Origin of the sequence: Streptomyces canus (assembly GCF_030815415.1) — a bacterium.
Taxonomy (GTDB): Bacteria; Actinomycetota; Actinomycetes; order Streptomycetales; family Streptomycetaceae; genus Streptomyces; species Streptomyces canus_F.
Genome location: NZ_JAUSWW010000001.1, coordinates 3,609,850 through 3,635,325 on the forward strand (window position 1 = coordinate 3,609,850; position 25,476 = coordinate 3,635,325).

Sequence of the window (25,476 nt, forward strand, 5' to 3'; positions counted from 1 at the left end):
AGGCGCTCCTTCCGTTTCGCTCCAGCCTTCGCGCTCCGCCGCCCCGTGTCTGTGACCGGCGCCACGCGGACCCCGATTCACAGGTACTTCTCAAGAACCGTCCGGCAGCCCGGCCCCTTCCACGGTGGCCGCCCGCAGCAGCCGGTCCGCGCACTGACCGTCCTGACCAACCACTCCCTGCTGCCCCTCGCCGAGCGCCCCGACCTCTATGTCCAGGGCGTGAGCGGGAAGACGGCGGCGGCGTACGGCAACGTCGTGGCGGACCCGGCCGAGGCGGACGTGGCGGTGCTGCGGCTGCGGACGCCCTTCGAGCCGCGTACCGGCGCCTTCGAGTCCTACTTCCACGCGGGTTCGCTCGCCTTCCCCGAGGACGAGCTGAAGGAGATCCTGCGGCTCCTGGGCACCGTGCCGACGCTGGTGTGCGTCAACCTCGAACGGCCCGCCGTGCTCCCGGAGATCGCCGAGCGCGCGGCCGCCCTGGTCGCCGACTTCGGCGCCTCGGACGCCGCCCTGCTCGACGTGGCCTTCGGGCGGGCGCGGGCGGAGGGCCGACTGCCCTTCGAACTGCCGCGCTCCATGGCGGCGGTGGCGGCCGCACGGCCGGACGTTCCCGACGACACCGGACCCGGTGTTCCCGTACGGCCACGGACTGGCCCTGTAGAGCACCCCTGACCGGCGGGGACCTGAATCCATCCCCGCCCGCCCGGGGTCCGGCCCGTGGGGGGGTCGGGCCCCGGGCAATTCCCTGTGCACCCGCCACCGAACTGCCAGGATGGGCGGATGCCCATCTCGTACGACATCCCCGAAGTCCTGGACCGTCGTGAGGGCCCGCACGGCGAGGTCGTGCTGCGCCGCCACGGTGAGTTGCTCCAGATCATCGCCAACGGGTGCTTCCTGATGGACACCTCCGACGGGCGCTCGGAGCGGCTGCTGATGGACGTGGCGCTCGACGCGCTGGGCGGGCGGCCCGAGCCGGGTGTGCTGATCGGCGGGCTCGGGGTCGGGTTCTCGCTCGCCCATGCGGCCGCGGATCCGCGCTGGGGCCGGATCACGGTCGTGGAGCGCGAGACGGCCGTCATCGACTGGCACCGCCACGGTCCGCTGTCCGCGCTCTCGGCGCCGGCGCTCGCCGATCCACGGACCGAGATTCTGGAAATGGATCTTGTCGCTTATGTGAATGAGACGTCGAACACGTACGACGCGCTGTGCCTGGACATCGACAACGGGCCCGACTGGACCGTCACCGAGGGCAACGACGGGCTGTACTCGGCGAGCGGACTGGCCAGCTGCGTAAGGGTGTTGAGGCCCGGCGGGGTGCTCGCCGTCTGGTCGGCGCAGCCTTCGCCGGAATTCGAGGGATCCCTACGGAATGCCGGGTTCCAGGGGGTGCGTACCGAAGAGGTGCCGGTTGCCCGGGGCGTTCCGGACGTCGTGCACCTCGGGGTCCGACCTGGATAGCCGAGGCGTGGTGACTCCCCGTACTCTGCTTCCCTGGCGCAGATCATTCAAGCGTCAATCGCAAGCATGCGCAGGCATAAGCCAGTAAGCGGGATCACCCCACTGATTCCGGAAAGCAACCCTTGGGGCGGGCGATGGAGCAGACACACACCTCCCACAACGGCACGGCCACGGCCACTCCCGGCGCACAGCGCCGGGTGCTCGTGGTCGAGGACGATCCGACGATCGTGGAGGCCATCGCGACCCGCCTGCGTGCCGAGGGATTCCTCGTGCAGACCGCGGGCGACGGTCCGGCGGCGGTCGACACGGCCGAGGCCTGGCAGCCCGATCTGCTGATCCTCGACATCATGCTGCCCGGCTTCGACGGTCTGGAGGTCTGCCGTCGTGTGCAGGCCGCCCGGCCGGTGCCGGTGCTGATGCTCACCGCGCGCGACGACGAGACCGACATGCTGGTCGGACTCGGGGTCGGCGCCGACGACTACATGACCAAGCCCTTCTCCATGCGTGAGCTGGCCGCCCGCGTGCATGTGCTGCTGCGCCGGGTGGAGCGGGCCGCACTGGCCGCCGCGACGCCCAGAAGCGGCATCCTGCGCCTGGGCGAGCTGGAGATCGACCACGCGCAGCGCCGGGTGCGGGTGCGGAGTGAGGATGTTCACCTCACGCCGACCGAGTTCGACCTTCTGGTGTGCCTGGCGAACACCCCGCGCGCGGTCCTCTCCCGCGAGCAGCTGCTCGCCGAGGTGTGGGACTGGGCGGACGCCTCCGGCACCCGCACGGTCGACAGCCACATCAAGGCGCTGCGCCGGAAGATCGGTGCCGAGCGGATCCGCACGGTGCACGGCGTGGGCTACGCCCTGGAGACGCCGACGCCATGAGCGGCGGTCCGTCCGGACGGAGAGGTCCCTGGGAGCCCTGGGGCGGCGTGCGCCCGTTCTCGATCAAGACCAAGCTGGGTGCGCTCGTCGTCACCTCGGTCCTGATCACCACGGGTCTGTCGATGATCGCGGTTCGCACCAAGACGGAGCTGCGCTTCATCACGGTGTTCTCGATGATCGCCACACTGCTCATTACACAGTTCGTGGCGCATTCGCTCACGGCTCCGCTGGACGAGATGAACGCGGTGGCCCGGTCCATCTCGCACGGCGACTACACGCGCCGGGTGCGGGAGAACCGCCGGGACGAGCTGGGCGACCTCGCCGAGACCATCAACCGGATGGCCGACGACCTGGAGGCCCAGGAGCAGCAGCGCAAGGAGCTCGTGGCGAATGTCTCCCATGAGCTGCGCACCCCCATCGCGGGGCTGCGGGCGGTGCTGGAGAACATCGTGGACGGGGTCTCGCCCGCGGACCCCGAGACGATGCGGACGGCGCTGAAACAGACGGAGCGGCTCGGCCGGCTGGTCGAGACGCTGCTGGACCTCTCCCGCCTCGACAACGGCGTCGTACCGCTGAAGACGCGTCGCTTCGAGGTGTGGCCGTATCTGTCGGGCGTGCTGAAGGAGGCCAACATGGTCGCTTCGGCGCGTGCGGGCATCGCCTCCGGATCGGGCAGTCACACGCGTACGGACGTGCATCTGCACCTGGACGTGTCCCCGCCCGAGCTGACCGCGAACGCGGACCCGGAGCGGATCCACCAGGTCGTGGCCAACCTGATCGACAACGCGGTCAAGCACAGCCCGCCGCACGGGCGCGTGACGGTCAAGGCCCGGCGCGGGCCGCTGTCGGACTCCCTGGAGCTGGAGGTTCTCGACGAGGGCCCCGGTATCCCGCGCTCGGAGTGGCATCGCGTCTTCGAGCGGTTCAACCGGGGGGCCGTGAACCGGCCGCACGGTCCCGGCAGCGACGGCGGCACGGGGCTCGGTCTGGCGATCGCCCGCTGGGCGGTGGATCTGCACGGCGGCCGGATCGGAGTGGCCGAATCCGAGCGGGGTTGCCGGATTCTTGTCACCCTTCCGGGACTTCCATCTCTGCCAAGTTGACGTAAAGTTCGAACCGGAGCCACAAGATCCATGTGCGTCCGCGCTGACGGACACGTGTGATCGGCCACAGGCCCGCGCCATCGGCGTCCGGGGTCCAGCTGAGCCCTTCCCATCTGAAGCGGAACCACGCTTGTTTCCCGCCATTTCTGGCCCCGAAACACGCTTTCCGATGTGACTTACACGACGATGACCTTGCCCGGCCTGAACTTCCCGGCCATGGGGGCGTAGCCTTTATTCCCGCTGTCCATCACCTTGTGAAGCGGAAGAGGGCGGTTGCCGCCGTGTCGTCACAGTCCCCCAGTAACTCGAGCATCTCGACCGACACCGACCAAGCGGGGAAGAACCCTGCTGCTGCGTTCGGTCCCAATGAGTGGCTCGTCGACGAGATCTATCAGCAGTACCTCCAGGATCCGAACTCGGTCGACCGAGCCTGGTGGGACTTCTTCGCCGACTACAAGCCGGGCGCCGCTGCCGCCCCGACGGCGGCCGCTCCGGCCCCCGCCGCCGCGCCGGCCCAGGCCGCGCCCGCCGCCCCGGCCGCTCCACCGGCTCCCGCGGTGCCCGCTCCGGCTCCCGCCGCGCCCGCGGCCGCCAAGCCCGCGGCCGCCGCTCCGGCGCCCGTGAAGGCCGCCGCCCCGGCTCCGGCCGCGGCGCAGCCCGCCGCGGCCAAGCCGAAGGCCGAGCCCGCCGCCACGTCCGCGGGCGGCCCGGAGCTGGTCACGCTGCGCGGCCCCGCGGCCGCCGTCGCGAAGAACATGAACGCCTCGATCGAGGTGCCCACGGCCACGTCCGTGCGCGCGGTCCCGGTGAAGCTGCTCTTCGACAACCGCATCGTCATCAACAACCACCTGAAGCGCGCCCGGGGCGGGAAGATCTCCTTCACGCACCTGATCGGGTACGCGATGGTGCAGGCCATCAAGGCCATGCCGTCGATGAACTACTCCTTCACGGAGAAGGACGGCAAGCCGACCCTGGTCAAGCCGGAGCACATCAACTTCGGCCTCGCCATCGACCTGGTGAAGCCCAACGGCGACCGCCAGCTGGTCGTCGCGGGCATCAAGAAGGCCGAGACGCTGAACTTCTTCGAGTTCTGGCAGGCCTACGAGGACATCGTCCGCCGCGCCCGTGACGGCAAGCTGACGATGGACGACTTCTCGGGTGTGACGGTCTCCCTGACCAACCCCGGCGGCCTCGGCACCGTGCACTCCGTGCCGCGTCTGATGCCCGGACAGTCCGTGATCATGGGCGTCGGCTCCATGGACTACCCGGCGGAGTTCCAGGGCACCTCCCAGGACACCCTGAACAAGCTCGGCATCTCGAAGGTCATGACGCTCACGTCGACCTACGACCACCGGGTCATCCAGGGCGCCGCCTCCGGCGAGTTCCTGCGGATCGTCGCGAACCTCCTCCTCGGCGAGGGCGGCTTCTACGACGACATCTTCGAGGCGCTGCGCATCCCCTACGAGCCGGTCCGCTGGCTCAAGGACATCGACGCCAGCCACGACGACGACGTCACCAAGGCCGCTCGCGTCTTCGAGCTGATCCACTCCTACCGGGTCCGCGGCCACGTCATGGCCGACACCGACCCGCTGGAGTACCGCCAGCGCAAGCACCCCGACCTGGACATCACCGAGCACGGCCTCACCCTGTGGGACCTGGAGCGCGAGTTCGCGGTCGGCGGTTTCGCGGGCAAGTCCCTGATGAAGCTGCGCGACATCCTCGGCGTGCTGCGCGACTCGTACTGCCGCACCACCGGCGTCGAGTTCATGCACATCCAGGACCCCAAGCAGCGCAAGTGGATCCAGGACCGCATCGAGCGCGCGCACTCCAAGCCGGAGCGCGAGGAGCAGCTGCGCATCCTGCGCCGGCTGAACGCGGCGGAGGCTTTCGAGACCTTCCTGCAGACGAAGTACGTCGGCCAGAAGCGCTTCTCGCTCGAAGGCGGCGAGTCGGTCATCCCGCTGCTGGACGCGGTCATCGACAGCGCGGCCGAGTCGCGCCTGGACGAGGTCGTCATCGGCATGGCCCACCGCGGCCGGCTGAACGTCCTCGCGAACATCGTCGGCAAGTCGTACGCCCAGATCTTCCGCGAGTTCGAGGGCAACCTCGACCCGAAGTCGATGCACGGCTCCGGCGACGTGAAGTACCACCTGGGAGCCCAGGGCACCTTCACCGGCCTGGACGGCGAGCAGATCACCGTCTCGCTGGCCGCGAACCCGTCCCACCTGGAGACGGTCGACCCGGTCATCGAGGGCATCGCCCGCGCCAAGCAGGACATCATCAACAAGGGCGGCACGGACTTCACCGTCCTGCCGGTCGCCCTGCACGGTGACGCGGCCTTCGCGGGCCAGGGCGTAGTGGCCGAGACCCTGAACATGTCGCAGCTGCGCGGCTACCGCACCGGCGGCACGGTCCACATCGTCATCAACAACCAGGTCGGCTTCACGGCGGCTCCCGAGTCGTCGCGTTCCTCGATGTACGCCACGGACGTGGCCCGCATGATCGAGGCGCCGATCTTCCACGTGAACGGCGACGACCCCGAGGCCGTCGTCCGCGTGGCCCGGCTGGCCTTCGAGTTCCGTCAGGCGTTCAACAAGGACGTCGTGATCGACCTCATCTGCTACCGCCGCCGCGGTCACAACGAGTCGGACAACCCGGCCTTCACCCAGCCGCTGATGTACGACCTGATCGACAAGAAGCGCTCGGTGCGCAAGCTCTACACCGAGTCCCTCATCGGTCGCGGCGACATCACCCTGGAAGAGGCCGAGCAGGCCCTGCAGGACTACCAGGGCCAGCTGGAGAAGGTCTTCACCGAGGTCCGCGAGGCCATCACGGCCCAGCCGGCCGCGGGACCGATCTCGGACCCGCAGGCGGACTTCCCGGTCGCCGTGAACACCGCGATCACCTCGGAGACCGTGAAGCGGATCGCCGAGTCCCAGGTCAACATCCCCGACACCTTCCACGTCCACCCGCGTCTGCTGCCGCAGCTGCAGCGCCGGGCGACGATGGTCGAGGAGGGCACGATCGACTGGGGCATGGGCGAGACGCTGGCCGTCGGCTCCCTCCTGCTGGAGGGCACCCCGGTCCGGCTCTCCGGCCAGGACTCCCAGCGCGGCACCTTCGGCCAGCGCCACGCGGTCCTCATCGACCGCGAGACGGGCGAGGAGCACACCCCGCTCCAGTACCTCGCCGAGGACCAGGCGCGCTACAACGTCTACAACTCGCTGCTGTCCGAGTACGCGGTCATGGGCTTCGAGTACGGCTACTCGCTGGCCCGCCCCGACGCGCTCGTGATGTGGGAGGCGCAGTTCGGCGACTTCGTCAACGGCGCTCAGACGGTGGTCGACGAGTACATCTCGGCGGCGGAGCAGAAGTGGGGCCAGACCTCCGGCGTCACCCTCCTCCTCCCCCACGGCTACGAGGGCCAGGGCCCGGACCACTCCTCGGCCCGTGTCGAGCGGTTCCTCCAGCTCTGCGCCCAGAACAACATGACGGTCGCGATGCCGACCCTGCCGTCGAACTACTTCCACCTCCTGCGGTGGCAGGTGCACAACCCGCACCACAAGCCGCTGGTGGTCTTCACCCCGAAGTCGATGCTGCGCCTCAAGGCCGCCGCGTCGAAGACGGAGGAGTTCACGTCGGGTCAGTTCCGCCCGGTCATCGGCGACTCGACGGTGCCGGACCCGGCCGCGGTGCGCAAGGTCGTCTTCGTGACGGGCAAGCTGTACTACGACCTGGATGCCGAGCGCACCAAGCGGGGCAACACAGACACGGCGATCATCCGTATCGAGCGCCTGTACCCGCTGCCCGGCGCCGAGGTCCAGGCGGAGATCGCCAAGTACCCGAACGCCGAGAAGTACCTGTGGGCCCAGGAGGAGCCGGCGAACCAGGGCGCATGGCCCTTCATCGCCCTCAACCTGATCGACCACCTCGACCTCGCGGTCGGCGCGGACGTCCCGCACGGCGAGCGCCTGCGACGCATCTCGCGTCCGCACGGCTCGTCCCCGGCGGTGGGTTCGGCCAAGCGCCACCAGGCCGAGCAGGAACAGCTGGTGCGTGAGGTGTTCGAGGCGTAGGTCTCGGAGGGTTTACTGAAGGGCCCGGTCCCCGTCATGGGGGCCGGGCCTTCCAGGTCTGAGCGAGAGAGCGTTGATGGACGAGCGACACATACGGCAGTTGCTGCGCCGGATGGCCGGTGGGGAGCCCGTGGCGGCCGGTGCCGGCACCTTCGGGCAGGCGTTCGCCCCGCTCGTCTTCTACGCCCGGCAGTTCGGCTACACGTACACAGACATCACAGCCGGCAGACGGCAGATGCTGATCCAGTTCGTGCCCGATCCCACCCCGCAGGCCCGGGCCCGGGCCGCGGAGAACCGGGCGCGGTACCCGGACGCCGCCACCGGAGGCGAGCTGCCGCCGCCGGACCCCGACGCGATGGCCCTCATCAAGGCCCAGGGCTACTTCGCGATGGATCTTCCGATCAGCGAAGGGATGAAGATCGGCCTGTCCGTGTTGCTGGTCAGCTTCGTGTCCATGGCGCTCGTCGGCAGGTTCGGCCTGGGCATCGGCGCAGCCGTCTGGGCGGGGGCGCTGGCCCTCGTCGCGGTGGGGGCCTTCTTCAACCGGCGCTCCCGCGCCAGGAACTCGGCCCTGCTGGAGGCCGCCGGGTTCACCCTGACGACCGACCCGATGGGACGGCGGCGGTATCTCCCGCCTGCCGACCCGCCGGACTGACTACTCGTCGTCCTCGTCGTCCAGCCGCGCCAGCCACGTGGCCAGCCGCTCCACCGGCACCTCGAAGTCCGGGTTGAGATCGACGAACGTCCGCAACTGCTCGGCGAGCCACTCGAAGGTGACCTCCTCCTGGCCGCGCCGCTTCTCCAGTTCTTCGATGCCACGGTCGGTGAAGTACAACTCTCGCTCCTGATACGGACGGGCACTGCCCTCGGACGTACTCCCTCAGGGTATGCCGTACGTCAGTCGCGCGGCCGCCCCAGGTCGTACGCCAGCCCCAGCACCCCGTGCGCCAGCAGCAGGGCGCCGGCCGTGATCCAGCCGCCGCTGCGGCGCCGCAGCCCGAGGGCCGTGAGCGGGACGCCCGCGGCCACCTGGGCCAGGGCGAGAACACGCGCCCTGGGGGTGCCTGACCAGGGGAGCCAGGAGCCCAGGCGGCTGCTGTCGACGACGTCGAGTTCCGCGCGGACCGCGTCCCGCCAGCCCGACCACTCGACCGGGCGGGCGTCCGGCTGGACACGGGCGACCTCGCGGAGGCGGTCGGCGGGTTCGCCGGGAGCGAGACCGGTGGGCAGGGTCAGGCCCGCGCGGGTGAGGACGGCGAGGAGGCCGCGGAGGCGGGCGCGGGCGTCGGCGGCCGGGTCCGGTTGCGCGAGGGCGTTCAGGGACTGCACGTCCAGGACCGGGTCCAGACCCAGCCGGGTGGCGAAGGTGCGCATGGCCTCGTCCTCGCCGGCCGGGGTGCCACTCGCGAGCCAGACGTAGCCGACGGGGCGGCGGAAGCCGGCGGCGAGGGTGTAGCCGCTACGGTCGGCGTCCCACCACAGGGCGAGGACGGGCCAGGGGGCGCCGACGGCCAGTGCCGTGGCCCAGCCGGTGAGGACGCGGTCGACCGGCTCGCCGCCCTGCTGCCAGGGCGTGCCCTCGGGGACGAGGACGCTCCACTGCGCGCCCGCGCTCGTGAGCAGCATGCGCTCGCGCAGCAGCCGGGCAGCCGGGGCGACGGCTTCGGGTTCCGCGCGGCAGAGCAGCAGGGCACCCGGGGCGGGGCCGATACGAGGGACATCCGTCGGGGACATGCTCACACGCTAGGCGGATTCCCATGGTTTGTACGTTTTTGCCCCCGAACATCCCCAGAACGGGTGTCTTGACTTTCCGTTTCCGCGATATATCGTGAGTAGCGGAAGACGCGATATGGCGTGTGCGGTGTCACGGGGAGGTCTGCACCATGTCCGAGTGGTCCGTATCGGAGCCGAGGAAGCTCACGTTCGACGAGCCGGTGAGCCAGCTCCATGTGCGCATCGTCAATGGAACGGTGAACGTCGTGGGCACGGACGAAGGTTCCGCCCGACTGGAGGTCTCCGAGCTGGAGGGACCGCCCCTGATGGTGACCCAGGAGGGCGGCACCCTCACGGTGGCCTACGAGGACCTGCCCTGGAAGGGCTTCCTCAAATGGCTGGACCGCAAGGGCTGGCGGCGCAGTGCCGTCGTCTCGCTGGCCGTGCCGGCCGGCACCCGGGTCGAGGTGGGCGTGGTGGGCGCCGCCGCCGTGGTCTCGGGGATCGACGGACGCGCGGAGGTCAAGGGCGTCACCGGCGACACCACGCTCGTGGGGCTCACCGGCTCCGTCCGCGCCGACACCGTCTCGGGCAACCTGGAGGCCCAGGCCCTCCGCGGAGACCTCCGCTTCAACTCCGTCTCCGGCGACCTGACCGTGGTCGAGGCGGGCTCCTCGGTCAAGGCGGACTCGGTGAGCGGTTCGATGATCGTCGACCTCGATCCGACCAGCCGCCCGACCGACATCAACCTGACGAGCGTCTCCGGCGAGATCGCCATCCGCCTCCCCCACCCGGCGGACGCGGAGGTGGAGGCGAACACCGCGAGCGGAAAGGTCTCCAACGCCTTCGAGGACCTGCGGGTCGGCGGCCAGTGGGGCGCCAAGCGGATCACCGGCCGGCTCGGCGCGGGCAACGGCAGCCTGAAGGCGACCACCGTCTCGGGCTCGATCGCCCTGCTGCGCCGCCCGCAGACCGAGGACGTGCCGTGGGGCGCGGAACCGGCGGACATGAGCCCGGTGCCCGAAGAGGCTGGGGCGGGCCCCGGCCCGATGGCCGATCCACAGAGCGACTCGGGGGACAATTCCGTTTCCGGCCCGGGTGAGGGCGCTGACGCCGTGGACGCGGCCGACGCCGACGACCCGGCCGACGGCACGACCGACAAGAAGGTGCTCTGACATGCCTCCCGTCTTCGCCCACGGCCGCCTCCGCCTCTACCTGCTGAAGCTGCTCGACGAGGCCCCCCGTCACGGCTACGAGGTGATCCGGCTGCTGGAGGAGCGGTTCCAGGGCCTGTACGCGCCCTCGGCCGGCACCGTCTACCCCCGCCTCGCCAAGCTGCAGGCCGAGGGCCTGGTCACCCACACCACCGAGGGCGGCCGCAAGGTGTACGCCATCACGGACGCGGGCCGCGCCGAACTGGCCGACCGCAGCGGTGAGCTGGCCGATCTGGAGCTGGAGATCCGGGAGTCGGTCGCCGAGCTCGCCGCCGAGATCCGGGCCGATGTGCGCGGCGCGGCGGGCGACCTGCGGCGCGAGATGCGGGCGGCCGCCTCGCAGGCCCGCGCCGGCGGCGACCAGGACAGCCCCCCGGGGGAGCTCGGGGACCACACCGACAGCGAGTCGTGGCGTGCGGCCAAGGAAGAGATGCGCCGCGTCAAGCAGGAGTGGAAGGAGCAGGCCCGGCGCGCCAAGGACGAGAGCCGGCGGGCCCGTGAGGAGGCCCAGCGGGCCCGGCGTCAGGCCAAGGAGGCGCAGGAGCGGGCGCGGGTCCAGACCCAGGAGGAGGTGCAGCGCATCGCACGGCGGGTCCAGGAGCAGGTGCAGGACCACTTCGCGCGGGGCGACTGGCCGACGGGGGTACGCGAGGGGCTGACCGAACTGGCCAAGGAGTTCGGCGAGTTCGGGCGGGACTACGGCAGGGGGCTCGGCAAGGACTTCGGGTTCGGGCACGGGAACGCGGAGAAGGAGGGCGCGAAGTCGGCGGCGGGTGCGCCCGAGTACTCACAGACCCCCGAGGACTTCCCCGCCGACTACGAACCGGCCTGGGCCCATGAGGACGGCACCGGGGACTCGGCCCGCGACCTGGACCGCCTCCTCGACCGCTTCCGGGACGACATCCGCGACGCGGCCCGGGACCACGGCGTCACCTCGGACCAGCTCCACGACGCCCGCCGGCACCTGTCGACGGCGGCAGCGCACATCGGGGCACTGCTGCGGTCACCGAAGGCCTGAGTCTCCCCAGGCCCACCTCCGGAGCCGGTGCCGACCCGGCGCCCCGGGTCCGCCTCCGCCCCCTCCGCCCCCTCAGCCCGCCTTCGCCTCCCCGTCGCCGTAGAGCACACGGACCAGCGACTCGTACGTCACCCCGTGGTCGGCGAGCACCTCGCCCGGGACGCCGGGGCGGATCGTGAGGGCGAGGAGCAGGTGTTCGTCGCCGATATGGCGGTCGTGGCGGGCGATGGCGGTGCGCAGGGAGCGTTCCAGGGTGTCCTTGGCGCTCCGGCTGAAGGGACGGCGCCCGGACAGGCCGCTCCTGCCCTTACGGTCGCCGGACATCGCGCCGACGCCGTGCACCTCCTCGACGCGGGCGACGATCCGCGCGACGTCGATGCCGAGTCCGGCGAGGGCGTCGGACTCGGCCTGGGAGAGGCCGGCGCGGCGCCGGGCCTCGGCCAGGGACTGCCGAACCGACTCCTTGCCTTCCTCCGCGACGCCCAGCGAGGCCAGCGCGAAGGAGGCACGGCTCGCCTCGCGGTCGAGCAGCGCGAGCAGGAGGTGCTCGGCGTCGACGGTGTCCGCGCCCGTCCGTTCGGCCTGTGTCACCGCCGACTGCACCACGGCGCGGGCGTCCTTCGTGAACCGCTCGAACATCAATGCCTCCCGTACTTCTTGTGCACGGCCTGCCTGCTCACACCGAGTTCGGCGGCGATCTCCTGCCACGACCAGCCCTGATTGCGCGCGCTGCGCACCTGCACCGACTCCAGCTGTTCGAGGAGCCGGCGCAGGGCGGCGACGGCCCGCAGGCCGACCCGTGGATCGCGGTCGCCGGCACGCTCGGCGAGATCCGTTGCTTCGGTCATGCCGTCAACTTACATTGACGCCAGCCGCACGTCAACCAAAGTTGACGACCTGGGCGCGGGAAAGGCGGGCCCGAGACCCCGGACCCGCCTCATGTCACCTCACGTCACGTCAGGAATGCGTGAGCACGATCTTCCCGAACTGCTCGCCCGACGCCAGCCGTTCGAAGCCCTCGCGGGCCCGGTCCAGCGGAAGCACCTCGTCGATCACCGGACGCACCCCGGTGGCCGCGCAGAAGGAGAGCAGGTCCTCCAGCTCGTCCTTGGTGCCCATGGTCGAGCCCACGACCTTGAGCTCCAGGAAGAAGATCCGGGTGAGTTCGGCGTGCGAGGGTCGGTCGCCGCTCGTCGCACCGGAGATGACCAGCGTGCCGCCCGGCCGCAGGGACTTCACCGAGTGGGACCAGGTGGCGGCGCCGACGGTCTCGATGACGGCGTCCACCCGCTGCGGCAGCCGCGCCCCCGACTCCAGCGCCTCCACGGCGCCCAGCTCGATCGCCCGCTTGCGCTTGGCCTCGTCCCGGCTGGTGGCGAAGACCCGCAGACCGGCGGCCTTGCCGAGCACGATCGCGGCCGTGGCGACACCGCCGCCGGCCCCCTGGACGAGGACCGAGTCGCCGGGACGTACACCCGCGTTGGTGAAGAGCATCCGGTACGCCGTCAGCCACGCCGTGGGCAGACAGGCGGCCTCGGCGAAGGACAGCTCCTTGGGCTTGGGCAGCACGTTCCAGGTCGGCACGGCGACCTGCTCGGCGAAGGTGCCCTGGTAGTGCTCGGTGAGGATGGAGCGGGGCTCCCTGGGGCCGACCCCGTGTCCGGTCTGGCCGATCACGGAGTGCAGGACGACCTCGTTGCCGTCCTCGTCGACACCGGCGGCGTCACAGCCGAGGATCATCGGCAACTTGTCCTCGGACAGACCGACGCCCTTCAGGGACCAGAGGTCGTGATGGTTGAGGGAGGCGGCCCTGACGTCGATCACACTCCAGCCGGGGCGGGCCTCGGGAGCCGGACGCTCCCCCAACTCAAGTCCGGAGAGCGGCTGGTCACGGTCGATGCGGGCGGCATAGGCGGCGAACATGACCTTGACGATAGGGTCCACCGGCGACACGGGGAACCGGAAAGCCGTGTGACACACACCCTCTTGCGCGACAGATCCAGCCCGTCCGGCGTCCGAGGACGAGGGCGAGGACGAGGACCCACCGTCCCCATCCCCCACCCACCCGCGTCCTTCAGCCCGTCCGGTGTCCGAGGACGAGGGCCTCCCGTCCCGATCCCCCACCCGCCCGCAGGCGGCTTCTCCTGTCGATGCCGGTCCAGGTATTTCAGCCCGTCCGGCGTTTGAGGACGAGGGCCCTTCGGGCCGATGGGGGTCCTGGGGGCGGGGTCGAAGGGGCGGCACGCCCCTGGAGGATGGGACGGGTAGGGGCGGCGGGGCGAAAAATCACCCGCCCAGCCCCCCGCCCAGGTAAAAAAAGCGACCCCGCCCGGCGAACCGGACGGGGCCACCCACAGCCACCTGCCTCAGCGGCGGGCAACACCCTCCGCACGGGCCGCGGCCGCGACAGCCGCGGTGACGGCCGGAGCCACCCGCTCGTCGAACGGCGACGGGATCACGTAGTCCGCCGCGAGGTCGTCACCGACCACCGCCGCCAACGCCTCCGCCGCCGCGATCTTCATGCCCTCGGTGATACGGGAGGCCCGCACCTGGAGCGCCCCGGCGAAGATGCCCGGGAACGCGAGGACGTTGTTGATCTGGTTCGGGAAGTCGGAGCGGCCCGTGGCCACGACCGCCGCGTACTTGTGCGCGACGTCCGGGTGCACCTCGGGGTTCGGGTTGGCCATGGCGAAGACGAAGGCGCCCTCTGCCATCGACGCCACCGCCTCCTCCGCCACCGTGCCGCCGGACACGCCGATGAAGACGTCGGCGCCTGCCAGAGCGGCCTCCAGGGATCCGGTGAGGCCGGCCTTGTTGGTGAAGCCCGCGAGCTCGCGCTTGACCGGGGTGAGGTCGTCCCGGTCGGCCGACACCACGCCCTTGCGGTCGGCGACGGCGACGTCCCCGATCCCGGCGTCGACGAGGATCTTCGCGATGGCGACACCGGCCGCGCCGGCACCCGAGATGACCGCACGGAGCTCACCGACCCCGCGCCCGGTCAGCCGCGCGGCGTTCCGCAGGGCGGCGAGGGTCACGACGGCCGTGCCGTGCTGGTCGTCGTGGAAGATCGGGATGTCGAGGGCGTCCTGGAGGCGCTTCTCGATCTCGAAGCACCGGGGCGCCGAGATGTCCTCCAGGTTCACGCCGCCGAAGGACGGCGCGAGCCGGACCACGGTCTCGACGATCTCGTCGACGTCCGTGCAGGCCAGCGCGATCGGCACCGCGTCGACGCCGCCGAACTGCTTGAAGAGGATGGCCTTGCCTTCCATCACCGGAAGGGAGGCCTCGGGCCCGATGTCACCGAGTCCGAGCACGGCGGTGCCGTCCGTGACGACGGCGACGACGGAGGACTTCCACGTGTAGTCGTGGACGAGGTCGGGCTGCTCGGCGATGGCGCTGCACACCTTCGCCACGCCGGGCGTGTACGCGAGGGACAGGTCGTCCTTGTCACGGATCGGCACGGTGGCCTGCACAGCCATCTTGCCGCCGCGATGCAGCGCGAACGCGGGGTCGAAGGAATCGAGGGGCTCCGCCCCGTCCTGGCCCGTATCGCTGTCGCTGCGAGGATTGACGATCTCCGCTGCCACTTGTTCTACCCCTTAGATATTCATGGTTTGAGGGTGGCCACTCCTGGTTGAGAAGTGGGCGGGCACCGCGTACGACCCTGTCGGTGATGCGTATAGGTCGTGCGCGACGGGCGCGCCGCACACGCGCCCTGAGCCCCGGATGAGGGGTGTAAAGAACCTTCTTACCGGACGGACGGCACCTGCGACGAGTCCATAAGTGCAAGGTCACATGACGGACCTTGTGGGCCCCAGACCGGTGACATGAATCATGGTCAAGTATGCGGACTCATCCTCGATTGCCTCTTGACAAGGACTGGAACCGCGGGCCCGGACGTCAAGGCCACGCTCGCATCCTGAGATGCGCCGAAGATCCTCCGGCCGGAAGGATGGATTCCCGCAGAAGGTGCGGCCGTGATGTCCGACCTGATGCGGTTCGGGGGTCACCCGTTATCCGATTTTGACATGGCTGGCCCCCTGAATGGTCCAGTCCGAATGGCAAGATGCCGTCATCACACGAGGTCGCGACACTCGAAGGCGTGTGCTCTCGTCGACCTGAGAAACCAAGGCGTCCGTCGGCACCGTCGACAGATGCCCGCCCCATCGGCAACTCCACCCATCCGCCGGAGGAACCCAAAATGACCGCAAGCTCCCGTCGTACGACCGCCGCGCGCTCCAGGACTGCCGCGGTAGGCGCGATCGCGGTCGCAGGCGCCCTGCTTCTCACCGGTTGCGGTGACCAGACGGAGGGCGGCAACGACAGCGGCTCGAAGGAGACGGCGTCCTCCAGCAGCGCCCCGCTGTTCGACAAGCTGCCCGCCAATATCCAGAAGGCGGGTGTCATCAAGGTCGGCACCAACGCCGAGTACGCCCCCATGGAGTACCAGGACGGCGGCAAGATCGTCGGCGTCGACCCCGACATCGCCGCGGCGCTGGGCAAGCAGCTGGGCGTGGAGTTCAAGTTCACCTCCGGCTCCTTCGACGGCCTGATCACCTCCCTGAACTCGGGCCGCTACGACGTCGCCATGTCCTCCATCACGGACACCAAGGCGCGTCAGGAGGGCCTGGACGACAAGGGCAAGAAGCTCGGCCCGGGTGTCGACTTCGTCGACTACTTCACGGCCGGTACCGCCGTGTACGTCCAGAAGGGCAACCCGAAGAAGATCAACTCGATCGCCGACCTCTGCGGCCAGACGGCCGCCGTGCAGCGCGGCACGACGTACGAGCAGGCCCTGCAGAAGCAGTCCAAGGGCTGCACGGACGACGGCAAGAAGAAGATCACGATCGAGTCGTTCGAGAACGACACCGAGGCCCAGACCCGTGTGAAGTCGGGCGGCGCGGTCGCCGGCGTCAACGACTACCCGGTCGCCATCGACATGGCCCGCAAGGCCGACGGCGGCAACGCGTTCGAGGTCGTCGGCGAGCAGGTCGACGCCGGCCCGTTCGGTATCGCCGTGAACAAGGACAACAAGGAGCTCTCCGCCGCCCTGGAGGAGGCCGTCAACGCGATCATCGAGGACGGCACCTACAAGACGATCCTGGAGAAGTGGGGCGCCGAGAGCGGCGCCATCGACAAGGCCGCCGTCAACGGCGGCAAGTGACCGACCCAGCAGCACTGAAGGGCAGTCACTGTGACTGACAAGTTCGACAAGGAGCCGGCGGACGCGACGCCGCCGGTCTCCAAGGAAGCCTCCGTTCCACCGGAGGCGATCAAGGCCATCCCGGTCCGCCACTACGGCCGCTACATCAGCGGCCTCGTGGTCCTGGCCCTGGTGGGCCTGCTGGTCAACGCGTTCGCCACCGCTGAGAAGATCCAGTGGAGCGCCGTCGGCGACAAGCTGTTCGACTCCACGGTCCTCGCGGGTGCCGGTCGCACCCTGCTGATCAGCATCCTGGCGATGATCCTGGGCGTGGTCCTCGGCATCGTGCTCGCTGTCATGCGGCTCTCGAAGAACCCGGTGACGAGCTGGGTGGCCTGGGTCTACATCTGGTTCTTCCGCGGGACGCCGGTCTACGTCCAGCTCCTGCTGTGGTTCAACCTGGCGCTGATCTTCCCGATGCTGAATCTCGGTCCGATCTACAAGGACGAGATGACGGATGTCATGACGCCGTTCATGTGCGCCCTCCTCGGCCTCGGCCTCAATGAGGCGGCGTACATGGCGGAGATCTGCCGCGCCGGCCTGATGGCCGTCGACGAGGGCCAGACCGAGGCCTCGCACGCCCTCGGTATGAGCCACGCCAAGACGCTGCGCCGCATCGTGATCCCGCAGGCGATGCGGGTGATCGTGCCGCCGACCGGTAACGAGTTCATCAACATGCTGAAGACCTCGGCGCTGGTGTACGCGGTGACGTACAACGAGCTGCTGCGCGCCACGTCGTCCATCGGCTCCACCTCGTACGCCGTGATGGAAATGCTGTTCGTCGCCTCCATCTGGTACCTGGTCATGACGAGCGTTTTCAGCGTCTTCCAGTACTACCTGGAGCGCCGTTACGCCCGCGGCACGTCCCGAAGCCTGCCGCAGACGCCGTGGCAGAAGATCAGGGTCAACCTGATGGCCTTCAGCCGTGAAAGGGGCGGAGCATGACCGCGATGGTGAAGTCCGAGGGCGTCCACAAGTCCTTCGGCCTGGTGCACGTCCTCAAGGGCATCGACCTGGAGGTCAAGCAGGGTGAGGTGTTCTGTCTCATCGGCCCCTCCGGCTCCGGCAAGTCGACCTTCCTGAGGTGCATCAACCACCTCGAGAAGATCAGCGCCGGACGGCTGTACGTCGACGGTGAGCTGGTCGGCTATCGTCAGAAGGGCGACAAGCTGTACGAGCTCAAGGACAGCGAGGTCGCGCTCCAGCGCCAGGACATCGGCATGGTGTTCCAGCGGTTCAACCTCTTCCCGCACATGACAGCCGCCGACAACATCATCGAGGCGCCGGTCCAGGTCAAGGGCGTGAGCAAGGCCCAGGCCAGGGAGCGGGCGCGGGAACTGCTCGACCGGGTCGGACTGGCCGACAAGGCCGACACCTACCCCTCGCAGCTCTCCGGCGGCCAGCAGCAGCGCGTCGCCATCGCCCGGGCCCTCGCCATGGACCCGAAGCTGATGCTGTTCGACGAGCCGACCTCGGCCCTCGACCCGGAGCTGGTCGGCGACGTCCTCGACGTCATGCGCGACCTCGCCGAGTCCGGCATGACGATGGTCGTCGTCACCCACGAGATGGGCTTCGCCCGCGAGGTCGGCGACAGCCTGGTCTTCATGGACGACGGCGTGGTGGTCGAGTCCGGCAACCCGCGCGACGTCCTGACGAACCCGCAGCACGAACGGACGCAGGCGTTCCTGTCGAAGGTGCTGTAGCGGCGGTACGACGGGGAAGGGGCGGTACGGGATTCCCGTACCGCCCCTTCCGCATGCGCTACTTCAGCGCCAGCAGCAGCGTGTCCGAAGGCGAGCACCACACCGGCCGAGCCTCCCCGAAGCCCTTCTCGCGCAGCACGCGCGCGTGCCACGCGGCGGCGGGCATGTCGCCGTCGGCGTGCTCGCCGTAGATCTCGAAGCGGCGGGCGGTGGGCTCCGCGAGGACGGGGTCGTTGGCGGCGACCTGCCACCATTCGGACCAGTCGAGGGCGCCGTCGTGCCTGGCCTGGTCCATACGGGTGTGGCGCTGGGCGCGTTCGGCCGCGTTGATCCGGGGCGTGGTGTCGTCGATCATGTGGTCCGCGTTCATGAAGAGACCGCCGTCGCGGACCAGGCCCGCGACCTGACCGTAGAGGGCCGCGAGGGGTTCGCTGTGCAGCCAGTGCAGGGCCGTGGCGGTCAGGACGGCGTCGTACGACGCGTAGGGCAGCTTCGCCGTCCAGTCCGGGTCCTTGAGGTCGGCCGTCACGAAGGTGACCCGCTCGTCGGCCGCGAAGGTGCCCTCGGCGATGGCGAGGAGCGCCGGGTCGAGGTCGACACCCGTACTGACGGCCTCCGGGAACCGGGCGAGCAGCCGGGCCGTGATACTTCCCGTGCCGCATGCGAGATCCAGTACCCGGGGGCGGGGTCCCACGAGGGCCTCGACCATGTCGAGCATGATCCGGAAGCGCTCCTCCCGGTCGGGCATGTACCACTCCTGCTGCCGGTCCCAGCTCTCCTGCCAGGCCTGCCAGTCGGTTCCGGTACTCGTCGTCATGGAAGCCCCTCTTCGAACGTATGCGTAATACCCTGGAAGCACGATCAGCTGTTACCAACCGACCGCACGACGACGATAGAACGCCTCCGTAAGGACTACAAGTGGAACTGGCCTATTACTCGGACTACGCCGTGCGCCTCGTCAACACCGAGGACCCGGCCCGGGGCAAGGACTCGCTCACCTCGGTCGAGGCCGTTCGCGACCTGTTCGGCGGCAACTCGTCGGCGGCCCGCCGCGCCACCGACGCGGATGTCACCCGCTTCCGCTCGGTCCGGGGCCGGCTGCGCTCGGTCTTCGAGGCGGCGGACGGCGGCGACGAGACGCTCGCCGTGGACCTGCTGAACTCGCTCCTCCTGGAGTTCCCGGTGAGCCCGCAAATCTCCGGGCACGACCACCGCGACGACGACGGCCGCCCCCTGTGGCACATGCACCTGGCGGACCACCCGTCCAACGCGACCGCCGGCTACGCGGCCATCGCGGCGATGGGCCTCGCCTTCCACCTCACGGAGTACGGCGTGGACCGCCTGGGCCTGTGCGAGGCGTCGCCCTGCCGCAACGCCTATCTGGACACGTCCACGAACCGCTCCCGGCGCTACTGCTCCGACCGCTGCGCCACCCGCGCCAACGTGGCCGCCTACCGCGCCCGCAAACGCCTGGAGGCCGACCGGTCGGAGAAGACGGGCCTGGCGCAGGACAGCACCCAGCGCGCGACGGCGAACGGCGAACGCTGATCCGGCCTGCGCGGCCGGTACCTCAGACGCACCTTGCCCAGGACCAGCTCGACGGGCACGACCCCGTAGTCCGTGCTGTCGCCGCCTGCGTACGCGTTGTCCCCGAGCACCCACCAGCCGCCCTCACGGCGCTCCACGGCCCGCTTGACGACCAGCAGGTCCTGCTGGAACGGATGCCGCAGGACCACCACGTCACCCGGCCGGATCCGGGCCCCGTACTGCACCAGGAGCCGGTCCGCGTGGTGCAGCGTGGGCACCATCGACGGCCCGGTCACCTCGGCCGGCCCGAAGGGCAGGAGCACTCCCCTGTGTTCGGTCTCCTGCGACAGTTCCGGCATCCCCGGCACCTCCCCTGTCCGTTCATCCACCAGTCTGATACTGACCCCGGACTTTTGTCCTAAGCCCATGGGGGCACTCGCGAAATCGCCTCTCCCAGGGAGTAATGTCGCACCTGAGAAGACGATCACGAGGAAGGAATGCTCCATGCTTTCCCGCCTGTTTGCCCCCAAGGTCAAGGTCAGCGCACACTGCGACCTGCCCTGCGGTGTGTACGACCCGGCCCAGGCCCGCATCGAGGCGGAGTCGGTGAAGGCCGTGCAGGAGAAGATGGCCGCCAACGACGACCCGCACTTCCAGGCCCGTGCCACGGTCATCAAGGAGCAGCGCGCCGAGCTCGCGAAGCACCACGTTTCCGTGCTCTGGAGCGACTACTTCAAGCCCCCGCACTTCGAGAAGTACCCGGAGCTGCACCAGCTGGTCAACGACGCCCTGAAGGCCCTCTCGGCCGCCAAGGCGTCCACCGACCCGGCGACCGGCCAGAAGGCGCTGGACTACATCGCCCAGATCGACAAGATCTTCTGGGAGACCAAGAAGGCCTGACGCACAGTCAGCCGCCCGTGACCGGCGATCGGTGCACCATCGCGGGTCAGCGGGAATCTGAAGGGGTCCGGCCGAAGTTCTGGCCGGACCCCTTCGGCATGCGTCGGCCGGCAGCCAGAGCGAAGGAGTCGTGGTGTCCTCCCTCAAGCCCGTGTCCGGTACCGAACTCCCGATCTGCCGCACCTGCGGAGTGCAGTACGCCGCACCCCGCGCCGACTGCCCGATCTGCCTGGACGAGCGGCAGTACGTCGGCTGGGAGGGCCAGCGCTGGACCAGCCTGGCCGAGTTGCGCGACAGCGGCCACCGCGGGCGGCTGCGCGAGGAGGGGCCCGGTGTCGTCGGCGTCGCCGCGGAGCCGTCCGTGGCCATCGGGCAGCGGGCGCTGCTGCTGCGCTCACCGGCCGGGAACGTGCTGTGGGACTGCCTCGGCTACCTCGACGACGAACTCGCCGCCGAGGTCGAGAAGCTGGGCGGCATCAGCGCGATCGCCGTCAGCCATCCGCACTTCCACGGCGCGATGACCGAGTGGGGCCGGGTCTTCGACGCCCCCGTGTACGTCCACGCCGCGGACCGTGACTGGGTCGGCCGCCCCGATCCGCTGATCGAGTACTGGTCGGGCGACACCCACCCGATCGCCCCCGGCATGACGCTGATCAACGCGGGCACGCACTTCGCCGGCGGCACCGTGCTGCACTGGGCGGACGACCCCGAGGGGCGCGGTGCGCTGTTCAGCGGTGACATCTTCATGGTGGTGATGGACCGGCGGTGGGTCAGCTTCATGTACAGCATCCCCAACTTCATCCCGGAGCGGCCGCGGACCGTCCGGCGCGCGCTGCGGCTGGTCGAGCCGTTCGGCTTCGAGCGCATCTACGGGGCGTTCTGGGGACGGGTGGTCACCGCCGACGGGGCGGCCGCGGTGCGGCGTTCGGCGGAGCGGTATCTGCGTTTCGCGCTGGACGACGAAGGGTGACGGATCATCCGAGCGCCTCCCCCACGGGGGCAGACCCCGCCCCCTTTCCGTCGGCGTGTGCCTGCGTGCGATGCTGGCGAGGTGAACCGTGAGGATCTGGTCAGACTGCGCAAGGCACGCGACCGCATGGACCGCGAGTACACCGAGCCCCTCGACGTGACCGCCCTCGCGCGCACCGCCCTGATGTCCCCGGGCCACTTCCAGCGCAGCTTCAAGGAGGCGTACGGCGAGACGCCGTACGGCTATCTCATGACCCGCCGCGTCGAGCGCGCGAAGATGCTGCTGCGCCGCGGCGACCTCTCCGTCACCGATGTCTGCATGGCGGTCGGCTGTACCTCCCTCGGCTCCTTCAGCTCCCGCTTCACCGAACTGGTGGGCGAGACGCCGAGCTCCTACCGGGCCCGCTCGCACGAGGAGAGCGCGGAGATCCCGCCCTGTGTGGTGCGGGCGTACACGCGCCCCAGACGGACGTGACGCCGTTCCGAGCTTAGGTTGGTCCCATGGACCTGAAACTCCACACCTGTTTCATCGCCGTCGACGACCACGACAAGGCGATCGCCTTCTACTGCGACGTCCTGGGCCTGGAGGTCCGCAACGACGTCAAGTACGAGGGCATGCGGTGGACGACCGTCGGGTCGCCGCTGCAACCGGACGTGTCCATCGTCCTGGAGCCGCCCGCGGCCAACCCCGACCTCTCCCCGGCCGACCGGGAGGCGATGGAGCAGCTGCTGGCCAAGGGCGTGCTGCGCGGGGTCAACTTCACCACCGAGGACTGCGACGCCCTCTTCGCCCGCGTCCGGGAATCCGGCGCCGACGTGATCCAGGAACCGACGGACATGCCGTACGGGGTGCGCGACTGCGCGTTCCGGGACCCCGCCGGAAATATGCTGCGGTTCATGCAGTCCCCCTGATCTACCATCCCCGGCATGAGCATCCGCTGGACGTACGCCTTCGTCGACCGTCGCATCGAACTCCTCGACCGCGCCCATGAGTTCTGGACGGTGGTCACGGACACACGGCTGTCCGCGCCGCGTGGCTCGCGGGGCGAGTTCGTGACCCTCGTACCCGACGGCGCCGACGCCTGCGTCAAGGTCCAGGGCGTCGGCGAGGGCCACGGCGGTGCCCACCTCGACTTCTGCGTGGACGAGGACGGCCTGCCGGAGTTCGTGCGGTCGGCTCTGCGTCTGGGCGCGACCATGGCCGCCGAGCACGAGGGATGGGCCGTACTCCGCTCCCCCGCCGGGCAGTTGTTCTGCGCGGTGCCCTGGCACGGGGAGTCGGTCCGCCCGCCCGTCGTCCACGGCAGCCGCCTCGACCAGGTCTGTCTCGACGTCACGCCTTCGCTCTACGATGCCGAAGTCACGTTCTGGAGCGCCCTGTTGCCCGACTGGGACTCCCGCCCCGGTTCCCTGCCCGAGTTCCACGTACTCGCGCCGCCGCCCGGCCTCCCGGTCCGCATCCTGCTCCAGCGGCTCGGCGAGGAACGCGCCGGCTCCGCCCATCTCGACCTGGCCTGCGCGGACATCGAGACGACCCGGGTCCGGCACGAGGAGCTTGGCGCGCAGACGGTCGCGCACGGCAAGCACTGGACGGTGCTGCGGGACCCGGCGGGCGGGACGTACTGCCTGACCGGCCGGGATCCGGAGACGGGCGGGCTGCCCGGCGCGTCCTGATGGACTAGTGCCGCGGCAGGCAACGTTTGCCCGTCAAGGAGCGGCGTCGTGGGGGTCCCTCCCGCCCGAGCCGTGCGAAGCGCGGTTCGAGGGTGGGGGAGCGTGCTCTCGGCGTGCCGGCCGGAAGCCCTCGTACTGGACGTACTTGGGCTTTCGGCCGGTGCGGCGAGTGGGGGCCCCTCCCACGCCCTCAAGGCAGTGGGGGAGCGTGCCGGGCGTCGCGACGGGGCAAACGTTGCCTGCCGCGGCACTAGCGCGTCCTGATGAAGCAGAGGGCGTCCGAGGCCTCTTCGTCGCCGGGCCCGGGCGTGGCGAGCCCGCACTGCTCCTCCCACCCTTCCGGAAGCGACGGCTGCGGGCTGAACTCCGCCCAGCTCTTGGGCTCCTGGGGCCCGGCCGAGTCCTGCAGCAACCAGGTGAGCCCGCCTGCGACGGCCACCACGGCGGCCCACACGACGACGACCCACCGCCATAACCGTGGACGCCGCGTGGACCCCCACGGCTCCACGTCGACCACGGCGTCCACCGGCAGCGGCCCGTAGATGTGCGGGAACTCCTCGGCACCCGGCTCCGGGGCCTCGTACTTCAGCGGGACGCCGAGCCGGTCGGGATCGATGACCAGGAGCACCAGTTCGTCGGGGCCGTCGTAGGAGCCGTAGAGGAAGGCGGCGACGTCCGGGAGCTGCGCGCGCGTCGAGCAGTGGATGAAGCCCTCCTCCTGGAGGGTCTTGCCGCGGGTCGACATCTCGTACGTGCCGCGGGCGCGGGCGGCTTCCCAGAGGGAGCGTTCGGTCAGGTGCACGATCGGCGTTGACATGGACTCACGTTAAGCCCTGAGCCGTGCCGCCCGCGCGTGCAAATAGCGCTGCTCGGGCAGGCTCAGCGTCTGCGCGGCCGCCGACTCGTAGGCGGCGCGGGCTTCGTCGTACGACCCGGCGCGCTCCAGCAGATGCGCCCGTACGGCGTCCCGGCGGTGTCCCGACTCGCCCTCCAGGGCGTCCACTTCGGCGAGGCCCGCTTCGGGCCCGTGGACCATGGCGACGGCGACCGCCCGGTTGAGGAGTTCGACGGGGCCGGGGACGAGGCGGACCAGGACGTCGTAGAGGCCGAGGATCTCCCGCCAGTCGGTGGCCTCGGCGGAGGGTGCCTCGTCGTGCACGGCGGCGATGGCCGCGCGTAGTTGGTACGGGCCCGCCGGGCCGCTGCTCAGGGCGTGGGTGATGAGAGCCACGCCCTCCTCGATCGCGGCCTTGTCCCAGCGGTCGCGGTCCTGTTCGTCGAGGGGCACGAGGTCGCCGTGCGGGCCGGTGCGGGCCTCGCGGCGGGCGTCGGTGAGCAGCATCAGGGCGAGTAGTCCGGTGACCTCGCCGATGCCGGGGAGGAGACGGTGGACGGTGCGGGTCAGCCGGATCGCCTCGCCGGCGAGGTCGCGGCGTTGCAGCGCCGGGCCGGAGGTCGCCGTATGGCCCTCGTTGAAGATCAGGTACAGCGTGTGGACGACGGCCGGCAGCACGCTCCACCCCGTGGTCGGGTCGCCCGAAGCGCACCCCCTTGACGCGCTGCTTGGCACGGCTGATGCTCCCCCAGAGGGGGCACCCCCAGGGCCATGGTCGCCTCGGGCACCAGGTGGGCGCGGGCGATCTCGGCCGTCGTCAGACCGCCGACCGCGCGGAGGGTGAGGGCGATCTGCGCGGGTGGGGGCAGGTCGGGGTGGCAGCACAGGAAGAGGAGGGAGAAGGTGTCGTCGTCCTGCGGGACCCGCTCGGCCGGTGGCAGGGCGAGCGCCGCCGCCTTCTCCTCCCGCGCCCGCCGCGCGTCCTCCGCCCGCAGGGCGTCCACGAGCCGCCGCGAGGCCACCTTGATGAGCCAGCCGCGCGGGTTGTCCGGCACCCCGGCCTCGGGCCACTGCCCGGCCGCCGCGATCAGTGCCTCCTGTACGGCGTCCTCGGCGGTGTCGAAATGGCCGTAGCGCCTGATCAGCGCGGAAAGGACCTGCGGCGCGTGCAGGCGCAGCAGGTCCTCGACGTCGGTCGTCCTTCGCAC

At 70.2% G+C, this 25,476-nt stretch carries 25 protein-coding genes and 2 pseudogenes; 17 read left to right on the plus strand and 10 right to left on the minus strand.

Going from position 1 to position 25,476, the window contains the following annotated elements:
* The first annotated feature begins 45 nt into the window (after nucleotides 1-45).
* The 6 genes from QF037_RS16460 to QF037_RS16485 all read left to right on the plus strand — a co-directional run bounded on the left by QF037_RS16460 (nucleotide 46) and on the right by QF037_RS16485 (nucleotide 8,167).
* Entirely contained in the window at nucleotides 46-672 is a 627-nt protein-coding gene (locus QF037_RS16460; protein WP_307025940.1) for a hypothetical protein, read from the plus strand.
* Between the two features lie 108 nt (nucleotides 673-780).
* Nucleotides 781-1,458: a spermidine synthase gene (locus QF037_RS16465; protein ID WP_307025943.1), complete on the plus strand. Its 678-nt coding sequence runs from the start codon at nucleotides 781-783 to the stop codon at nucleotides 1,456-1,458.
* Nucleotides 1,459-1,592: 134 nt separating this feature from the next.
* Complete coding sequence (locus QF037_RS16470; RefSeq protein ID WP_046261291.1) at nucleotides 1,593-2,333, plus strand: response regulator transcription factor; 741 nt, start codon at nucleotides 1,593-1,595, stop codon at nucleotides 2,331-2,333.
* Nucleotides 2,330-3,436: a HAMP domain-containing sensor histidine kinase gene (locus tag QF037_RS16475; protein ID WP_307025947.1), complete on the plus strand. Its 1,107-nt coding sequence runs from the start codon at nucleotides 2,330-2,332 to the stop codon at nucleotides 3,434-3,436. Before QF037_RS16470 ends, QF037_RS16475 begins: the two co-directional genes overlap by 4 nt.
* 281 nt (nucleotides 3,437-3,717) lie before the next feature.
* Nucleotides 3,718-7,512, plus strand: a complete 3,795-nt coding sequence (locus QF037_RS16480) for a multifunctional oxoglutarate decarboxylase/oxoglutarate dehydrogenase thiamine pyrophosphate-binding subunit/dihydrolipoyllysine-residue succinyltransferase subunit (protein WP_307025949.1) — start codon at nucleotides 3,718-3,720, stop codon at nucleotides 7,510-7,512.
* Between the two features lie 76 nt (nucleotides 7,513-7,588).
* Nucleotides 7,589-8,167: a hypothetical protein gene (locus QF037_RS16485; protein WP_307025952.1), complete on the plus strand. Its 579-nt coding sequence runs from the start codon at nucleotides 7,589-7,591 to the stop codon at nucleotides 8,165-8,167.
* On the opposite strand, the gene QF037_RS16490 is transcribed toward QF037_RS16485, so the two are convergent.
* On the minus strand, nucleotides 8,168-8,347 hold the full coding sequence (locus QF037_RS16490) for a DUF6104 family protein (protein ID WP_010476542.1): 180 nt from the start codon (nucleotides 8,345-8,347) through the stop codon (nucleotides 8,168-8,170). It lies immediately after the preceding gene.
* Between the two features lie 62 nt (nucleotides 8,348-8,409).
* Nucleotides 8,410-9,246, minus strand: a complete 837-nt coding sequence (locus tag QF037_RS16495; RefSeq protein WP_307025961.1) for a hypothetical protein — start codon at nucleotides 9,244-9,246, stop codon at nucleotides 8,410-8,412.
* 149 nt (nucleotides 9,247-9,395) lie between these two features.
* On the opposite strand from QF037_RS16495, the gene QF037_RS16500 reads away from it, so the two are divergent.
* Nucleotides 9,396-10,400 (plus strand): DUF4097 family beta strand repeat-containing protein, encoded by a 1,005-nt coding sequence (locus QF037_RS16500; protein WP_307025964.1) that lies wholly within the window; start codon nucleotides 9,396-9,398, stop codon nucleotides 10,398-10,400.
* Between the two features lies 1 nt (nucleotide 10,401).
* Complete coding sequence (locus tag QF037_RS16505; RefSeq protein ID WP_307025966.1) at nucleotides 10,402-11,457, plus strand: PadR family transcriptional regulator; 1,056 nt, start codon at nucleotides 10,402-10,404, stop codon at nucleotides 11,455-11,457.
* 72 nt (nucleotides 11,458-11,529) lie between these two features.
* Here the strand turns inward: QF037_RS16505 and QF037_RS16510 are convergent, their stop codons facing one another.
* The 4 genes from QF037_RS16510 to QF037_RS16525 form a co-directional block, all read right to left on the minus strand.
* Nucleotides 11,530-12,096: a Clp protease N-terminal domain-containing protein gene (locus QF037_RS16510; protein ID WP_307025968.1), complete on the minus strand. Its 567-nt coding sequence runs from the start codon at nucleotides 12,094-12,096 to the stop codon at nucleotides 11,530-11,532.
* Nucleotides 12,096-12,305, minus strand: a complete 210-nt coding sequence (locus tag QF037_RS16515) for a helix-turn-helix domain-containing protein (protein WP_007384656.1) — start codon at nucleotides 12,303-12,305, stop codon at nucleotides 12,096-12,098. Before QF037_RS16515 ends, QF037_RS16510 begins: the two co-directional genes overlap by 1 nt.
* Before the next feature lie 109 nt (nucleotides 12,306-12,414).
* Nucleotides 12,415-13,380, minus strand: coding sequence for a zinc-binding dehydrogenase (locus QF037_RS16520; protein ID WP_266888123.1), 966 nt, complete (start codon nucleotides 13,378-13,380; stop codon nucleotides 12,415-12,417).
* A gap of 443 nt (nucleotides 13,381-13,823) precedes the next feature.
* Complete coding sequence (locus QF037_RS16525; protein WP_307025972.1) at nucleotides 13,824-15,044, minus strand: NAD(P)-dependent malic enzyme; 1,221 nt, start codon at nucleotides 15,042-15,044, stop codon at nucleotides 13,824-13,826.
* Nucleotides 15,045-15,658: 614 nt separating this feature from the next.
* Here QF037_RS16525 and QF037_RS16530 point away from each other — a divergent pair.
* The 3 genes from QF037_RS16530 to QF037_RS16540 are packed head-to-tail and all read left to right on the plus strand — an operon-like array spanning nucleotide 15,659 to nucleotide 18,363.
* Complete coding sequence (locus tag QF037_RS16530) at nucleotides 15,659-16,621, plus strand: ABC transporter substrate-binding protein (RefSeq protein ID WP_307025974.1); 963 nt, start codon at nucleotides 15,659-15,661, stop codon at nucleotides 16,619-16,621.
* Nucleotides 16,622-16,651: 30 nt separating this feature from the next.
* Complete coding sequence (locus QF037_RS16535; RefSeq protein ID WP_307025976.1) at nucleotides 16,652-17,605, plus strand: amino acid ABC transporter permease; 954 nt, start codon at nucleotides 16,652-16,654, stop codon at nucleotides 17,603-17,605.
* Nucleotides 17,602-18,363, plus strand: coding sequence for an amino acid ABC transporter ATP-binding protein (locus tag QF037_RS16540; protein WP_307025978.1), 762 nt, complete (start codon nucleotides 17,602-17,604; stop codon nucleotides 18,361-18,363). The genes QF037_RS16535 and QF037_RS16540 overlap by 4 nt, the downstream gene beginning before the upstream one ends.
* 58 nt (nucleotides 18,364-18,421) lie before the next feature.
* Here the strand turns inward: QF037_RS16540 and QF037_RS16545 are convergent, their stop codons facing one another.
* Nucleotides 18,422-19,180 (minus strand): class I SAM-dependent methyltransferase, encoded by a 759-nt coding sequence (locus tag QF037_RS16545; protein WP_307025980.1) that lies wholly within the window; start codon nucleotides 19,178-19,180, stop codon nucleotides 18,422-18,424.
* Between the two features lie 101 nt (nucleotides 19,181-19,281).
* Here QF037_RS16545 and QF037_RS16550 point away from each other — a divergent pair, with 101 nt between their 5' ends.
* A complete protein-coding gene (locus tag QF037_RS16550; protein WP_307025981.1) occupies nucleotides 19,282-19,911 on the plus strand; it encodes a CGNR zinc finger domain-containing protein in 630 nt (209 codons plus the stop codon).
* Here QF037_RS16550 and sodX read toward each other — a convergent pair.
* Entirely contained in the window at nucleotides 19,815-20,249 is a 435-nt protein-coding gene (gene sodX / locus QF037_RS16555) for a nickel-type superoxide dismutase maturation protease (protein ID WP_307025983.1), read from the minus strand. The genes QF037_RS16550 and sodX overlap by 97 nt on opposite strands.
* Before the next feature lie 145 nt (nucleotides 20,250-20,394).
* On the opposite strand from sodX, the gene sodN reads away from it, so the two are divergent.
* The 5 genes from sodN to QF037_RS16580 all read left to right on the plus strand — a co-directional run bounded on the left by sodN (nucleotide 20,395) and on the right by QF037_RS16580 (nucleotide 23,433).
* The gene (sodN, locus tag QF037_RS16560; protein WP_020123534.1) at nucleotides 20,395-20,790 is read left to right on the plus strand and encodes a superoxide dismutase, Ni; all 396 of its coding nucleotides are present in this window, start codon (nucleotides 20,395-20,397) and stop codon (nucleotides 20,788-20,790) included.
* Nucleotides 20,791-20,923: 133 nt separating this feature from the next.
* Complete coding sequence (locus QF037_RS16565) at nucleotides 20,924-21,760, plus strand: MBL fold metallo-hydrolase (RefSeq protein ID WP_307025987.1); 837 nt, start codon at nucleotides 20,924-20,926, stop codon at nucleotides 21,758-21,760.
* Between the two features lie 81 nt (nucleotides 21,761-21,841).
* Nucleotides 21,842-22,234: a helix-turn-helix transcriptional regulator gene (locus QF037_RS16570; RefSeq protein ID WP_046260418.1), complete on the plus strand. Its 393-nt coding sequence runs from the start codon at nucleotides 21,842-21,844 to the stop codon at nucleotides 22,232-22,234.
* A 26-nt stretch (nucleotides 22,235-22,260) separates the two neighbouring features.
* Nucleotides 22,261-22,671 (plus strand): VOC family protein, encoded by a 411-nt coding sequence (locus QF037_RS16575; protein ID WP_307025994.1) that lies wholly within the window; start codon nucleotides 22,261-22,263, stop codon nucleotides 22,669-22,671.
* A gap of 15 nt (nucleotides 22,672-22,686) precedes the next feature.
* Nucleotides 22,687-23,433: a VOC family protein gene (locus tag QF037_RS16580; RefSeq protein WP_307025997.1), complete on the plus strand. Its 747-nt coding sequence runs from the start codon at nucleotides 22,687-22,689 to the stop codon at nucleotides 23,431-23,433.
* A gap of 496 nt (nucleotides 23,434-23,929) precedes the next feature.
* Here QF037_RS16580 and QF037_RS16585 read toward each other — a convergent pair.
* Nucleotides 23,930-24,250, minus strand: a pseudogene (locus QF037_RS16585) (DUF952 domain-containing protein); the annotation flags it as partial.
* A gap of 9 nt (nucleotides 24,251-24,259) precedes the next feature.
* Nucleotides 24,260-25,476 (minus strand): annotated as a pseudogene (locus tag QF037_RS16590) (RNA polymerase sigma factor).